Consider the following 13,326-nt stretch of genomic DNA (forward strand, 5'->3'; position numbering starts at 1 on the left):
TACAGAAGCCGGGGAAGGTAGCAATGCGCGCCTGCGAGGTTGCAAATGGCGCCAGGCGATCGGTGCTAGGCCGTTTCCCTCTGCTCGAAGCCGTCGGGCGGGGCCTGGGCCGCGATGGCACCGGCCGGATCGCCAACGTCGACCGCATCGACGCGCGCGCCTTCCGGCCCCTGGCGCGCCCAGCGGATCAGCTCTTCCACCGCAGAAGCCTCACCGGCCACGAGCGCCTCGACGCTGCCGTCGCGCCGGTTGCGCACCCAGCCGCGCACACGCAGGCGCTTCGCGGCCTGCAACATCGACCAGCGATAGCCCACGCCCTGCACGAGGCCGCGGATGGCGAGATGGCGGGCGACGGTGTTCATGGCTCCAGAGAGATCAGTACGACTTGGGCAGCCCCAGCGCCTTCTCGGCGATGAAGTTCAGGATCATCTGCGGGCTGACGGGCGCGATGCGCGGGATGTAGCTCTCGCGCAGCAGCCGCTCCACATGGTATTCCTTCGCGTAGCCCATGCCGCCGAGCGTGAGCACCGCGTTCTGGCAGGCATCGTGCGCCGCCTCGGCCGCGAGGTACTTGGCGGCGTTGGCCTCGATGCCGCAGGGCTCGCCCGCGTCGTAGAGCGTGGCGGCCTTCAGCATCATCAGGTCGGCCGCCTCCAGGTTGGCCCAGGCGCGCGCCAGCGGATGCGCCACGCCCTGGTTCTGGCCGATGGGGCGGCCGAACACGACGCGCTCCTGCGCGTACTGCGAGGCGATGCGCAGCGCCGCGCGGCCGATGCCGATGGCTTCCGCCGCGATCAATATGCGCTCGGGGTTGAGGCCGTGCAGGATGTATTCGAAGCCCCTGCCCTCCTCGCCGATGCGGTCTTCCTCGGGCACTTCGAGCCCGTCGATGAAGAGCATGTTGGAGTCCACCGCCGCGCGGCCCAGCTTGTGGATCTCGCGCACCTCGACGCGGGCGCGGTCCAGCGGCGTGTAGAACAGCGTGAGGCCCTGCGTGGGCTTCTTCACCTGGTCGAGCGGCGTGGTGCGCGTGAGGATCAGCATGCGGTCGGCCACCTGCGCGGTCGAGATCCAGATCTTGCGCCCGTGCAGCACGTAGCCGCCGCCGGGCCGGCGCACGGCCTGGGTCTTGAGGCTGGTGGTGTCGAGCCCCGCGTCGGGCTCGGTGACTGCGAAGCAGGCCTTCTCGGTGCCCGCGATCAGCGGCGGCAGGAAGCGCTGGCGCTGTTCCTCGCTGCCGAACACCACCACCGGGTTGAGCCCGAAGATGTTCATGTGCACCGACGACGCACCCGACATGCCCGCGCCCGATGCGCTGATGGCGCGCATCATCAGCGCCGCCTCGGTGATGCCCAGCCCCGCGCCGCCCTGCGCCTCGGGCATGGCGATGCCGAGCCAGCCGCTCTCGGCCACGGCGCGGTGGAACTCGTGCGGGAACACGGCGCGGTCGTCGTGGTCGCGCCAGTAGTCGATGGGAAAGTCCTCGCAGAGGCGTTCGATGGCGGCGACCAGCGAGCGCTGGTCTTCGTTCAAGGAGAAATTCATTCTTCGCTGTCTTTCGTCGGTTCAGGTTGCAGCGTGACGCCGCGCTCGAGCATGCGTTCGATGGCCTTGTCGCCATAGCCCGCCTCGCGCAGCAGCTCCACGCTCTGCTCGCCGATGCGCGGCGCGGGGCGGCGGATGGCGGCCGGCGTGGCGCTGTAGCGGCCGACCGGCGCGAGCGTGCGGATGCGGCCCTCGCTCGGGTGGTCGAGCTCGGGATAGAAGCCGACGGCGCGCAGGTGCGGGTCGTCGAGCAGGCTTTCGGTGCTGTGCAGGCGCGCGACCGGGATGTCGGCGGCGGACAGCGCGGCAAACCATTCGTCGCAGGTGCGCGTGGCCATCACCTCGGCCACGAAGGCATACACCGCGCCGATGTTCGCGGCGCGCGCGGTATGCGTGCCGAACATCGGCGAGTCGCGCAGTTCGGGCCGGCCGATCACGTCGAAGAAGGCCTGCCAGTGCTTGTCGTTGTAGATCAGCACGCTGAGGTAACCGTCGGCCGTGGCGTAGGGCTTGCGGTGCGGCGCGAGCAGGCGCGCGTAGCCGGTGGGCCCCAGCGGCGGCTCGAAGCTGTGGCCGCCGAGGTGGTCGCCCATCACGAACTGCGACAGCGCCTCGAACATCGGCACCTCCACGGCCTGGCCCTTGCCGGTGCGCTGCGCATGCAGCACCGCCGCGAGCAGCGCGATGGCCGCCTGCAGCCCCACCGCACGGTCGGCCAGCGTGACGGGCGCGTAGCGCGGCGCGCCGCCGCTTTGCTGAGCGAACAGCGAGGCGACGCCGGCCGCGCCCTGGATCAGGTCGTCGTACGCCGGCTTGCCCGCATACGGCCCCTGCTCGCCATAGCCGAACGCGCCGAGGTAGACGATCTTCGGGTTCACCGCCGACACCGCCTCGTAGCCCAGCCCGAGCCGCGCCATCGCCTGCGGCCGCGTGTTGTAGATGAGCGCGTCGCAGCCCGCGGCCAGCCGCAGGCAGGCCTCGCGGCCCTCGGGCTGCTTGAGATCGAGCACGATGGAGCGCTTGTTGCGGTTGAGGTGCATCGCCATCGCGCCCATGCCCGGGTTGCGCATCGGGCCGACGGCGCGCAGGTTGTCGCCGCCGGGCGGCTCGACCTTGATGACGTCGGCGCCCAGGTCGCCCAGCGTCTGCGTGGCATAGGGCCCCATCACCACGGCCGTGAGGTCGAGGATGCGGATGCCCTGCAGAGGTCCGCCCGCGCTCATTCGGGCTGGATCCCCGCCGCCTGGATCAGCTTCTTCCACTTCGCCAGTTCGGCAACCGTGAACGCGCCCAGCTCTTCAGGCGTGCTGCCGAAGGCGTCGAAACCCAGCTTCGCCACGCGCTCGCGGAAGACCGGGCCGTTGGCCATGTCGGCCAGCACCTTGTTGAGCTTCAGCACGATGTCCCGCGGCGTGCCGGCCGGCGCGAACACGCCGTTCCAGGAGGTGATGTCGAAGCCCTTGAGTTCGGGCGTGTCGGCCAGCGGCGGCAGTTCGGGGAAGAGCTTGGTGCGCTCCTGCGTGGTGACGGCGATCGCCCGCATCTTGCCGGCCTTCACCGTGGCAAGGCCCGCCGCGAGGTCGACCACCATCATCGACACCTGCCCGCCGATCAGGTCGGCGATGGCCGGCGGCGTGCTCTTGTACGGCACGTGCAGCATCGGCACGCCGCTCATGCGCGAGAGCGTGGCGCCGCTCACGATGCCGGTGCTGTTGCCGCTCGCGTAGGTCAGCTTGCCGGGATGCGCGCGGCCCCAGGCCAGCAGCTCGGCCACGCTCTTCACGGGCAGGTCGTTGTTCACCACCAGCATGAAGGGCAGGTTGCCCATGCGGCTGACGGGCGCGAAGTCTTTCACCGGGTCGTAGGGCAGCGACTTCATCAGGCTCGGGTTGGCCGAGTGCGTGGTGTTGGTGGTCATGAACAGCGTGTAGCCGTCGGGCGCCGCCTTGGCGACGTACTCGGCCGCGATCACGCCGTTGGCGCCCGCCCTGTTGTCGATGATGACCGAGGCCTTGAGCGCATCGCCGAGCATCTGTCCCGCGATGCGCGCCACCGCGTCGGTGCCGCTGCCTGCGGCGAAGGGCACGACGATGCGTATGGGCTGCTTCGGATAGCCGTCCTGCGCGAAGGCCCAGGGCATGGCGCCCGCGAGGCCCGCGGCGGCGCCGATGGAAATGAAACGGCGACGGTTCGCCATCGCGGCCGGTTGCCCGGTCGCGTTCTTCGTTGTCTGCATGGTTTGTCTCCGGTTGTCGTTTGCTGTCGCTTCAGGGCCGGATCACGCGCTCCGGCGATTCCTCGTAGGGCGGGCTGTAGATCACCAGCACGCGCACCGGCTCGTCGCTCACCACGGTGAAGGTGTGCATCGCGTCGGCGGGAAAGAAGCAGCTGTCGCCCGGGTGCAGCTCCTGTCGCTGGCCGCCCACCTCGGCGACCGCGCGGCCTTCGAGCATGTAGCAGACCTGCTCGATGCCCGGGTGCGCATGCGGCAGCGCGCCCTTGCCCTTCTGGATGTGGCCCACCAGCACTTCGAGCTGCTTCGCGCCCACGGTCTCGGGGCCGATCAGCCGCTTGTTCAGCGTGCCGGTGTGGTTGGCGGGGTGGTAGCCGGCGATCTCGGCCTCGCGGACGAAATAGCGGGGGGCTGCTGCTGTCGTTGCTGTCATCGGGGGCTTTCGTTCTTGGGTTCGATGGCGAGGCAGGCCGAGCGCAGCATCGCGGCGATCTCCTCGATGCGCGCCTCCATGCGGTAGCGCGGACCTGCGACAGAGATGGCGTAGGCCTCGCCGCCGATGCGCAGCGGCCAGGCCAGGCCGATCAGGTCGGGAATGCTCTCGCCGAGATTGCCGTACCAGCCGCGCGTGGCGGAGCGCTGCAGTTCGGCCTCGATGGCGTCGGCGGTGGTAAGGGTGGCGTCGGTCAGCGGCGCGAGGGTCGCGCCTTCGAGCAGCCGGCGGCGCTCGTCCGGGTCCAGCGTTGAAAGCAGCGCGCGGCCGATGGAATTGGCGTACGCCGGGCGCGTCTCGCCCGACTCGGCCGTGTAGCGGATGCTCTGCGGCGCGCTCAGCACTTCCAGGTACACCACCTGCCCCGCGTCGCGGAACTTGCCGAACACCACCGTCTCGCGCGCCGCGTCGCGCAGCTCCTCCAGCGTGGCCTTCACCCGGTCGAGCACCGGGTCGTGGGCGGCGATGACCTGCGCCATCGCCAACAGCCGGCCGGTCGGGTAGTAGCCCTGGCGGCGGCCGGTCTCGTACATGTAGCCCTGCTCCTCGAGCGTGCGGATCAGGCCCAGGCAGCTCGACACCGGCATGTCGAGCAGGCGCGCCATCTCCGAAAGGGCCAGCGGCTGCTTCTCGCGGGCGAAGAGTTCGACGATCTCGATCACCCGAAACGCGGTTTTCACAGTCATGAAAATATTTTCATACTTGTGAAAAATCAGTGTTTCAGGGTTTCCCCTGCCCGCGATGCACTCCGGCGGGCCCGGAGAGGGGACGCGCCCCCGTCGTCAGTAGCCGCGCACCGGATCGACCACGCCGGCGATCGGCAGCCCCTGCTCCATCGCGCGGATCTTCCCGGCGATCTGCGCGATGGACTCTTCGCGCAGCGTGCGCGCCGAGCCGTGCGGCGTCACGGTGATCTTCGGATGGCGCCAGAAGGCGTGGTCGGCGGGCAGCGGCTCGACCTGGAATACGTCCAGCGTCGCGCCCGCGAGCCGGCCGGCGTCGAGCATCGGAATCAGGTCGTCTTCCACCAGGTGGCCGCCGCGCGCGATGCTGATGAGATAGCCCTCGGGCTTCAGCTTGCCCAGCGTGTCGCGGTTGAGGATGCCGCGCGTCGCATCGGTCAGCGGCAGCAGGTTGACCAGCACGCGCGTGGACGAGAGGAACTCGTCGAACTGCGCCTCGCCGCTGAAGACGCGCACGCCCTCGATCTCCTTCGGCGAGCGGCTCCACCCCAGCACCGGGAACTCGAACTGCGCCACGGCCTTCGCCACGCGCTCGCCGAGCACGCCCAGGCCCATGATGCCCACCGGAAAGTCGCGCCGCATCCTCGGCTTGCGGTAGCTCCACTTGCCCTCGCGCGCGTCGGCCTCGTAGGCGTCGAATTCGCGGAAATGGCGAATGAGCGTGTGGCACACGTACTCCGCCATCTGCACCGACATGCCCGCGTCGTCGAGCCGCACGATGCGCGTGTGCGCCGGCACCTTCAGCTTGAGCAGCGCATCGACGCCCGCGCCGATGTTGAAGATGCCGCGCAACTTCGGCTGCTCGTCGAGGAACTCCTGCGGCGGCGCCCACACCACGGCATGGTCGGCCTGCGGCGCGCCGGGCTTCCAGGCTTCGATGACGGCATCGGGGAGTTCGGCCTTCAGGCCTTCGATCCAGGGGTCTGGGCGGTTGTCGGTGAGGTAGACGGTGATTCGCATGGGCACGCATCTTAGGTCGCGCCCGCGTCGCCATCGGCTTGTGCGGGCACTGGCCATCTCCTATCCTCGAACGCCCACCTCAGGAGACTCTTGGAATGATCAAGTTCAGCGTGATGTACCCCCACACCCCCGGCGCACGGTTCGATCACGACTACTACCGCGAAAAGCACATGCCCATGATCAAGGCCCGCATGGGCGATGCATGCCTCTCGTACACCATCGACAAGGGCCTGTCCGGCGGCGCGCCGGGCTCCGCGCCCACCTACGTCGCCATGTGCCACGTGTTCGCCGAATCGGTCGAATCCTTCCTGAAGGCCTTCGGCCCGCACCAGAAGGAGGTCAGGGACGACGTGAAGAACTACACCGACATCGTGCCGCTGACGCAGATCAGCGAAGTGGTGGTGGGCTGACCGAAAGAGCCCTGACGCGGCCTCAGCGCGGCGGCCGCTCCAGCGCCACCCAGCGCTGCACCGACGGCCGCTGCCACTGCCTGTCGGCATAGGACGCCAGCCGCTGCGGCACGGCGTCGCCGTTCATCACCAGGCGATTGAGCATCAGCGCCAGGTCGACGTCGGCGATCGACCAGTCGCCGAACAAGTTTTCCGCGCCTTCCGGCAGCAGCGCCTGCGCGACCTGGAAGAGCGTCTGCGCCGCGCGGTGCGCGGCCGCCGACAGTGGCGCGCCCGCCGGAGCGTAGAAGATCACCTCCGTGGAGCGTTCCTGCCGCACCGGCATGAGGTCGCTGCGAAGCCAGGCCTGCAGCTGGCGCGCACGGGCGCGGGCACGGGGTTCGGAGGGATACAGCGCCGTCCCGGCGAAGGTCTCGTCGATGTACTCGGTGATGGCGGACGATTCGGAAAGCGCGAAATCTCCATGCACCAGCGTCGGCACGCGCTGGGTCAAGGACAAACGGGAGAAGCCGGCCGCCCGGTGCTCCAGCGCACCCAGGTCGACCGGGGAGATGTGGAAGTCCAGTTGCTTTTCGTTCAACGCCACGTACACGGACATGGCATAGGGGCTGGCGAACTGGGCGTCCACATGGAGGCGTAGCGGGTCCGGCATCGGGAAGAAGGCTCCTGCGCGAATGGGGGCCTTTAAAACAAAAGGCCTTGAAGCGGTAGGTGCGCGATCTTACTGACTGATTCTTAGCTGGCGCGTCTTAGCTGGCGCGGCGGCGGCGCCACAGCACCCGCGCCAGCCAGCCCAGCGGCAGCACCACCAGCAGCAGCCACGGCAGCACGGCCGCGATGAAGGTGATGAGCGAGCCCACGCTTTCCGACAGCACCGAGCCCGCGTTGCGCAGCGCATTGCGCATCGGGCTGTAGCCGTCACCGCCGCTCACCAGCGCGCGCCTGGCCGTGAACTGGATCTGGATGTGCTGCTTGCTGGTCTGCTGCGCCAGCACCTTGCGCTGCGTGGCGATGGCGTCGAGCTCGGCCTGCGTGTCCGACAGCGTGCGCTGGATGGCCAGCAGGTCGGTCATGGTGCGCTTGGTGACGGTGTCGCGCAGCATCGCGCGCAGGCTGTCGCGGAATTCGGTGCGGTTCCTGATGCGGGCCTCGACGTCGATGACCTCGGCGGTCTTGTCCTCGCTGGTGGTGGTGTGCGAGACCACGCTGGCCACGCCCGCCAGGCCGCCGAGCAGCTTCTCGACGTCGGCAGGCTCCACGCGCATCTCCAGCATGGCGTTGCCGGGCTGCTGCGGCGTCTCGCGCAGCAGCGACGACGACAGCAACTCGCACTTCAGCGTGCCGCAGAGGTCGCGCACCTTGCCCCAGGCATCGGCGAGCTGGTCGGCCGGCACCTCGACGTTCAGCTCCTGGCGCACGGCCAGGAAGCGCTGCAGGGGGGTGTCCTGGCTGTTCCGGGACTCGTCGGTGGCCGCCTCGGCCGACCGCATCCGCATGTCCGCGCCGCCTGCGTACCCGCTCGCGGCCTGCATGGGCGCGGGCGGCGGGGCCGGCTCGGAGAACACGGCTGCCGCCCGCTTCTCCTCGCCGTTGCGGCCGCAGCCGGCCAGTGAAAGGGCTGCTGCCAGGGCCAGCAGGGCGATGCCCGCATGGCGGCGGACGGAGAAACTGGGCATGCGATAGGTCATGGAAGGAGTTCCCTTGAATGTTGACTACCGCAGCTCATACGGGCGGGCGCCCGCAACGGGGTTAACTTTTTTTTCAGGCTGCCGTAGCGGCTGCGGCGCTCATGCGCAGCAGCTCGTCGCCTTCGGCCACCTGCTCGCCCGGCGCGAACATCAGCTCTTCCACCGTGCCGTCGGCCGGCGCGGCGATGGTGTGCTCCATCTTCATCGCCTCCATCACCGCCAGCGGCTGGCCGCGGCTGACCTTGTCGCCGGCCTTGACCGCGAAGGACACCACCTTGCCCGGCATCGGCGCGGTAAGCCGGCCGCCTTCGGCCTGCGTGTCGCCCGCATGGGCCAGCCGGTCGATGGCGGTGATCTTCGTCGCGCCCTTCGAGGCGAAGACATGGGCCACGGCGCCGTCGAGGTGCACGTCGAGCGTCTGCCGGCTGCCCGCGAACTCCACCTCGAACTCGCCGGTCGGGAACCGGCCGATGACCAGCGGGCCCGCAACGCCACCGGCTTCGAGCCACAGGCCGCCGTCGCGCTTGTAGGTCAGCAGCGCGGTCTGCTCCGCTCCGCGGAACTCGAAGTCGAAGTGGCGCCGGTACTCGCCCAGCGAGCGCCAGCCGTCGCGCCGCGCAAAGGGATCGGGCATCTTCCCGGGCCATTCGCCGATCAGCGTGCGCGTGATCGCGGCGGCTGCCGCCAGCGGCAGCCCCAGCGGTTCGCGGTCGAACAGCACCGCGCGCTCGCGCTCGATCAGCGCGGTGTCGAGGTTGGCCTTCGAGAACGATTCGGTCGCCAGGATGCCGCGCAGGAACTGCACGTTGGTCGCCACGCCCACGATCTGCACCTGCGCCAGCGCGGCGTCGAGCCGCGCCAGCGCCTCTTCGCGCGTGCTGCCGTGCACGATCAGCTTGGCAATCATCGAGTCGTAGAAGGGCGAGATCTCGCCGCCCTCGCGCACGCCGTCGTCGATGCGCACGCGGCTGCGCTGGAAGGCCGTGGCAGCAGGCTTGCGGTAGACGCGCAGCGTGCCGGTGGCGGGCAGGAAGTTGTTGTCGGGGTTCTCGGCGCAGATGCGCGCCTCGATGGCATGGCCGTGGATCTGCAGCTCCGACTGCTTGGCGGGCAGCGCCTCGCCCGAAGCCACGCGCAGCTGCCATTCGACGAGATCCTGACCCGTGATGGCCTCGGTCACCGGATGCTCCACTTGCAGCCGCGTGTTCATCTCCATGAAGAAGAAGTTCATCTCGCCGCCCTCTCGCTGCTCGACGATGAACTCCACAGTGCCTGCGCCCACGTAGTTCACGGCACGCGCAGCAGCCACTGCGGCCTCGCCCATCTGCTTGCGCATCGCCTCCGTCATGCCAGGCGCGGGCGCTTCTTCGAGCACCTTCTGGTGGCGCCGCTGCACCGAGCAGTCGCGCTCGAACAGATAGACGTAGTTGCCGTGCGTGTCGCCGAACACCTGGATCTCGATGTGCCTCGGGCGCTGCACGTACTTCTCGATCAGCACAGCGTCGTCGCCGAAGCTGTTGATGGCCTCCCGCTGGCATGAGGCGAGCGCGGCGGCGAAGTCCTCCGCCTTGTCGACCGCGCGCATGCCCTTGCCGCCGCCGCCCGCGCTGGCCTTGATGAGCACCGGGTAGCCGATGCGGTCGGCCTCGCGCTGCAGCAGCTGCGGGTTCTGGTCGTGGCCGTGGTAGCCGGGCACCAGCGGCACGCCGGCCTTCTCCATCAACTGCTTCGACTCGGCCTTCAGGCCCATCGCCTTGATGGCCGAGGGCGGCGGGCCGATGAAGGCCAGGCCCGCGTCGGCGCAGGCCTGCGCGAATTCCTCGTTCTCGCTGAGGAAGCCGTAGCCGGGGTGAACCGCCTCGGCGCCCGTGGCCTTGGCGGCCTCGAGGATCTTTTCCCAGCGCAGGTAGCTGTCTTTCGGCGCACTGCCGCCGAGGTGCACCGACTCGTCGCAGGCACGCACGTGGTTGGCATGCGCGTCGGCGTCGGAATACACGGCGACGGTGCGGATGGCCATGCGGCGGGCGGTAGCAGCTACGCGGCAAGCGATTTCACCGCGATTGGCGATAAGGATCTTCTTAAACATTCGGAGTGTCTCCCGGAGGATTCTTTTTCAGTTGAAACGCGGGCACCACGCCCGGATCGGGCCGGCCGCTGAAGATGCGGGCCATGCGGGCGAACAGCGCCTTGAGGAAACGCCAGCTCTTGCGGATGAGCCACACGCTCGCCACCAGCACCAGCACGAACAGCACGAGAAATACGAAGGGATGCGCCACCGCGAGCCACAGCCCCGCGGGCACCATGGTGTCTTCCGCCAGCGAGGCGCCGACGTTCGAGAACGGCTCGGGCGAGGTGTTGATGGCCGCGCGCGTCGTGGCCTTGGCCGCATGCGCCGTGGCCGCGAAGCTGCCGCCCAACAGCGCCGCCACGATGGCCATCACGCCGTGGTCCACGCCGAACACGCTGGCCGCGAGCGCCGCGCCCGCCGGGATGCGGATGGCCGTGTGCACCACGTCCCACAGCGAATCGAGGCCCGGAATCTTGTCGGCGAAGAATTCGATGAACACCATGAAGCCGCTGGCTGCGATTACTACCGGATGCGCCAGCATCTGCAGCCCGCCGGGCAACGGCACCCAGCCGAAATAGCCGGCCAGGCCCGTCAGCAGCACGACCAGGTAGAGCCGCACGCCGCTGGCCCAGCCGATGGCGGCGGCCAGCGCGAGCAGCTGCGGCATGTCGAGGCTGGTGTTCATGGCGCGACCTCCGGAGAATGGGTCTTCAGGACTTGCTCGCTTCGAGCCACGAGGGCTTGCGCTTCTGCAGGAAGGCCTGCACGCCCTCGCGGCCTTCATCGCTGGCGCGGATGTCCGCGATGCCTTCGACCGTCTGCGCGATCAGCGCGTCGTCGATCTCACGGCCCGCCACGTCGGCGATCAGCTTCTTGCAGGCGCGCACTGCCGCCGGGCTCGCACCGGTCAGCGCCTTCAGCAGTTCGTCGACCTTCGCGTCGAGCGCGTCGGCGGCCACCACCTCGTGCACGAAGCCGATGCGATGCGCCTCGGCCGCGGTGAAGCGCTCTGCCGTGAGGAAGTAGCGCTGCGAGGCGCGCGTGCCCATCGCGCGCAGCACGTAGGGGCTGATGGTCGCGGGCACGAGGCCGATCTTCACTTCGCTCAGGCAGTACCAGGCGGTATCGACGCTCACGGCCATGTCGCAGGCCGCCACCAGCCCCATGCCGCCCGCATACACGTCGCCCTGCACGCGCGCAATGGTGGGCTTGGGGCACTCGGCGATGGTGCGCAGCATCTCGGCCAGCTTGCCCGCGTCGGCGATGTTCTCGTCGCGCGTGTAGTCGGCCATGCGGCGCATCCAGTTGAGGTTCGCGCCCGCGCAGAAGGCCGGCCCGTTCGCGCCGAGCACGATGGCCTTGACCTGCGGCGCGGCGCCGGCTTCGGCGAAGGCTCGCGTGAGTTCGGCGATGACGACGTCGTCGAAGGCATTGCGTGCGTCGGGCTGGTCGAGCCAGATGCGGGCGATGGCGCCGTCGAGGCTCAGCTGGAGCTTGATGTATTCGCTCATGCCAGGCTCCTCACATCCGGAAGATGCCGAACTTCGGCTCCGGCACCGGCGCGTTGCGCGCGGCGGCCAGGCCCAGCGCCAGCACGCGGCGCGTGTCGGCCGGATCGATGATGCCGTCGTCCCACAGGCGCGCAGTGGCGTAGTAGGGGTGGCCCTGGTCTTCGTACTGCTGGCGGATCGGCGCCTTGAAGGCTTCTTCCTCTTCCTTGCTCCAGCTGCCGCCCTTGGCCTCGATGCCGTCGCGCTTCACGGTGGCGAGCACGCTCGCGGCCTGCTCGCCGCCCATCACGCTGATGCGCGCGTTGGGCCACATCCAGAGGAAGCGCGGGCTGTATGCGCGGCCACACATGCCGTAGTTGCCGGCGCCGAAGCTGCCGCCGATGATGATGGTGAACTTGGGCACGTTGGCGGTGGCCACGGCCGTCACCATCTTGGCGCCGTGGCGCGCGATGCCCTCGTTCTCGTACTTGCGGCCCACCATGAAGCCGGTGATGTTCTGCAGGAACACCAGCGGAGTCTTGCGCTGGCAGCACAGCTCGATGAAGTGAGCGCCCTTCTGCGCCGACTCGGAGAACAGGATGCCGTTGTTGGCCACGATGCCCACGGGCATGCCCTCGATCTCGGCGAAGCCGCACACCAGGGTGGCGCCGAAGCGCGCCTTGAACTCGTGGAACTCGCTGCCGTCGACGATGCGCGCGATGATCTCGCGCACGTCGAAGGGCTTGCGCGTGTCGGTGGGGATCACGCCGTAGAGCTCTTCGCGCGGATACGCAGGCTCGCGCACCGCGTCGCGTGCCGGGGCCTCGGCGGCCTTCGCGTTGAGGTTGGCAACGGCCGAACGCGCGAGCGCCAGCGCATGCAGGTCGTTCTGCGCGAGGTGGTCGGCCACGCCCGACAGACGCGTGTGCACGTCGCCGCCGCCCAGGTCTTCCGCCGTCACCACCTCGCCGGTGGCCGCCTTCACCAGCGGCGGGCCGCCCAGGAAGATGGTGCCCTGGTTCTTCACGATGATCGATTCGTCGCTCATCGCGGGCACGTAGGCGCCGCCTGCCGTGCAAGAGCCCATCACCACCGCGATCTGCGGGATGCCCTGGGCGCTCATGTTGGCCTGGTTGTAGAAGATGCGGCCGAAGTGCTCGCGGTCGGGGAACACCTCGTCCTGGTTCGGCAGGTTGGCGCCGCCCGAGTCGACCAGGTAGATGCACGGCAGGCGGTTCTGCTCGGCGATCTCCTGCGCGCGCAGGTGCTTCTTGACCGTCATCGGGTAGTAGGTGCCGCCCTTCACCGTGGCGTCGTTGCACACGACCATGCAGTCCACGCCGTTGACGCGGCCGATGCCCGCGATGATGCCGGCGCCCGGCGCCGACTCCACGCCCTTGCCGTCGAGGTACATCGCATGCGCGGCCAGCGGCGCGATCTCCAGGAAGGGCGTGCCCGGGTCGAGCAGCTCGGCCACGCGGTCGCGCGGCAGCAGCTTGCCGCGCGCCGTGTGCTTGGCCCGCGCGGCCTCGCCGCCGCCCTGCTCCACTTTCGCGAACTGGGCGCGCAGGTCGTCGACCAGTGCGCGCATGGCTGCGGCGTTGGCCTGGAAGTCGGCCGAGCGGGCATTGAGTTTGGTTTCGAGTTGGGTCATGTTGGAATCAGGTTCGGGGGCAGGACGCAGAGGACGCGAAGG

Annotated in this window: 14 protein-coding genes; 1 reads left to right on the forward strand and 13 read right to left on the reverse strand. The window is 69.1% G+C overall.

Features of this window, described 5'->3' with window-relative positions:
* Positions 1 to 65 precede the first annotated feature (65 nt).
* The 7 genes from ABL843_RS27625 to ABL843_RS27655 form a co-directional block, all read right to left on the reverse strand.
* The gene (locus ABL843_RS27625) at positions 66 to 362 is read right to left on the reverse strand and encodes an acylphosphatase (RefSeq protein ID WP_418118038.1); all 297 of its coding nucleotides are present in this window, start codon (positions 360 to 362) and stop codon (positions 66 to 68) included.
* Positions 363 to 375: 13 nt separating this feature from the next.
* Positions 376 to 1,545 (reverse strand): acyl-CoA dehydrogenase family protein, encoded by a 1,170-nt coding sequence (locus ABL843_RS27630; RefSeq protein WP_418118039.1) that lies wholly within the window; start codon positions 1,543 to 1,545, stop codon positions 376 to 378.
* Positions 1,542 to 2,768: a CaiB/BaiF CoA transferase family protein gene (locus ABL843_RS27635; protein ID WP_418118040.1), complete on the reverse strand. Its 1,227-nt coding sequence runs from the start codon at positions 2,766 to 2,768 to the stop codon at positions 1,542 to 1,544. Before ABL843_RS27635 ends, ABL843_RS27630 begins: the two co-directional genes overlap by 4 nt.
* Positions 2,765 to 3,781: a Bug family tripartite tricarboxylate transporter substrate binding protein gene (locus ABL843_RS27640; protein ID WP_369660704.1), complete on the reverse strand. Its 1,017-nt coding sequence runs from the start codon at positions 3,779 to 3,781 to the stop codon at positions 2,765 to 2,767. Before ABL843_RS27640 ends, ABL843_RS27635 begins: the two co-directional genes overlap by 4 nt.
* 31 nt (positions 3,782 to 3,812) lie before the next feature.
* Entirely contained in the window at positions 3,813 to 4,211 is a 399-nt protein-coding gene (locus ABL843_RS27645; RefSeq protein WP_418118041.1) for a cupin domain-containing protein, read from the reverse strand.
* Entirely contained in the window at positions 4,208 to 4,957 is a 750-nt protein-coding gene (locus ABL843_RS27650) for an IclR family transcriptional regulator (RefSeq protein WP_126023744.1), read from the reverse strand. Before ABL843_RS27650 ends, ABL843_RS27645 begins: the two co-directional genes overlap by 4 nt.
* 96 nt (positions 4,958 to 5,053) lie before the next feature.
* Positions 5,054 to 5,974, reverse strand: coding sequence for a 2-hydroxyacid dehydrogenase (locus tag ABL843_RS27655; protein ID WP_126023745.1), 921 nt, complete (start codon positions 5,972 to 5,974; stop codon positions 5,054 to 5,056).
* A gap of 95 nt (positions 5,975 to 6,069) precedes the next feature.
* On the opposite strand from ABL843_RS27655, the gene ABL843_RS27660 reads away from it, so the two are divergent.
* Positions 6,070 to 6,384: an EthD family reductase gene (locus tag ABL843_RS27660; RefSeq protein ID WP_418118043.1), complete on the forward strand. Its 315-nt coding sequence runs from the start codon at positions 6,070 to 6,072 to the stop codon at positions 6,382 to 6,384.
* A gap of 22 nt (positions 6,385 to 6,406) precedes the next feature.
* On the opposite strand, the gene yfcF is transcribed toward ABL843_RS27660, so the two are convergent.
* From yfcF to ABL843_RS27690, 6 genes are all read right to left on the reverse strand, one after another.
* Positions 6,407 to 7,036, reverse strand: coding sequence for a glutathione transferase (gene yfcF / locus ABL843_RS27665; protein WP_126023747.1), 630 nt, complete (start codon positions 7,034 to 7,036; stop codon positions 6,407 to 6,409).
* Between the two features lie 97 nt (positions 7,037 to 7,133).
* Entirely contained in the window at positions 7,134 to 8,072 is a 939-nt protein-coding gene (locus ABL843_RS27670; RefSeq protein ID WP_369660699.1) for a DUF4349 domain-containing protein, read from the reverse strand.
* 73 nt (positions 8,073 to 8,145) lie between these two features.
* Positions 8,146 to 10,158: an acetyl-CoA carboxylase biotin carboxylase subunit gene (locus tag ABL843_RS27675; protein ID WP_418118045.1), complete on the reverse strand. Its 2,013-nt coding sequence runs from the start codon at positions 10,156 to 10,158 to the stop codon at positions 8,146 to 8,148.
* Positions 10,151 to 10,825, reverse strand: a complete 675-nt coding sequence (locus ABL843_RS27680) for a DUF4126 domain-containing protein (protein ID WP_418118047.1) — start codon at positions 10,823 to 10,825, stop codon at positions 10,151 to 10,153. Before ABL843_RS27680 ends, ABL843_RS27675 begins: the two co-directional genes overlap by 8 nt.
* A gap of 25 nt (positions 10,826 to 10,850) precedes the next feature.
* Positions 10,851 to 11,651, reverse strand: coding sequence for an enoyl-CoA hydratase/isomerase family protein (locus tag ABL843_RS27685; RefSeq protein ID WP_418118048.1), 801 nt, complete (start codon positions 11,649 to 11,651; stop codon positions 10,851 to 10,853).
* Between the two features lie 10 nt (positions 11,652 to 11,661).
* Positions 11,662 to 13,284 (reverse strand): carboxyl transferase domain-containing protein, encoded by a 1,623-nt coding sequence (locus tag ABL843_RS27690; protein WP_418118049.1) that lies wholly within the window; start codon positions 13,282 to 13,284, stop codon positions 11,662 to 11,664.
* Between the last annotated feature and the right edge of the window lie 42 nt (positions 13,285 to 13,326).

It is taken from the genome of Variovorax sp. 350MFTsu5.1, from assembly GCF_048302515.1.
Taxonomy (GTDB): Bacteria; Pseudomonadota; Gammaproteobacteria; order Burkholderiales; family Burkholderiaceae_C; genus Variovorax; species Variovorax guangxiensis.

Excerpts from the sequence above, each read along its gene's own strand:
- ABL843_RS27625 (WP_418118038.1), bottom strand. The coding sequence starts at position 362 with ATGAACACCGTCGCCCGCCATCTCGCCATCCGCGGCCTCGTGCAGGGC.
- ABL843_RS27630 (WP_418118039.1), bottom strand. The coding sequence starts at position 1,545 with ATGAATTTCTCCTTGAACGAAGACCAGCGCTCGCTGGTCGCCGCCATC.
- ABL843_RS27635 (WP_418118040.1), bottom strand. The coding sequence starts at position 2,768 with ATGAGCGCGGGCGGACCTCTGCAGGGCATCCGCATCCTCGACCTCACG.
- ABL843_RS27640 (WP_369660704.1), bottom strand. The coding sequence starts at position 3,781 with ATGCAGACAACGAAGAACGCGACCGGGCAACCGGCCGCGATGGCGAAC.
- ABL843_RS27645 (WP_418118041.1), bottom strand. The coding sequence starts at position 4,211 with ATGACAGCAACGACAGCAGCAGCCCCCCGCTATTTCGTCCGCGAGGCC.
- ABL843_RS27650 (WP_126023744.1), bottom strand. The coding sequence starts at position 4,957 with ATGACTGTGAAAACCGCGTTTCGGGTGATCGAGATCGTCGAACTCTTC.
- ABL843_RS27655 (WP_126023745.1), bottom strand. The coding sequence starts at position 5,974 with ATGCGAATCACCGTCTACCTCACCGACAACCGCCCAGACCCCTGGATC.
- ABL843_RS27660 (WP_418118043.1), top strand. The coding sequence starts at position 6,070 with ATGATCAAGTTCAGCGTGATGTACCCCCACACCCCCGGCGCACGGTTC.
- yfcF (WP_126023747.1), bottom strand. The coding sequence starts at position 7,036 with ATGCCGGACCCGCTACGCCTCCATGTGGACGCCCAGTTCGCCAGCCCC.
- ABL843_RS27670 (WP_369660699.1), bottom strand. The coding sequence starts at position 8,072 with ATGACCTATCGCATGCCCAGTTTCTCCGTCCGCCGCCATGCGGGCATC.
- ABL843_RS27675 (WP_418118045.1), bottom strand. The coding sequence starts at position 10,158 with ATGTTTAAGAAGATCCTTATCGCCAATCGCGGTGAAATCGCTTGCCGC.
- ABL843_RS27680 (WP_418118047.1), bottom strand. The coding sequence starts at position 10,825 with ATGAACACCAGCCTCGACATGCCGCAGCTGCTCGCGCTGGCCGCCGCC.
- ABL843_RS27685 (WP_418118048.1), bottom strand. The coding sequence starts at position 11,651 with ATGAGCGAATACATCAAGCTCCAGCTGAGCCTCGACGGCGCCATCGCC.
- ABL843_RS27690 (WP_418118049.1), bottom strand. The coding sequence starts at position 13,284 with ATGACCCAACTCGAAACCAAACTCAATGCCCGCTCGGCCGACTTCCAG.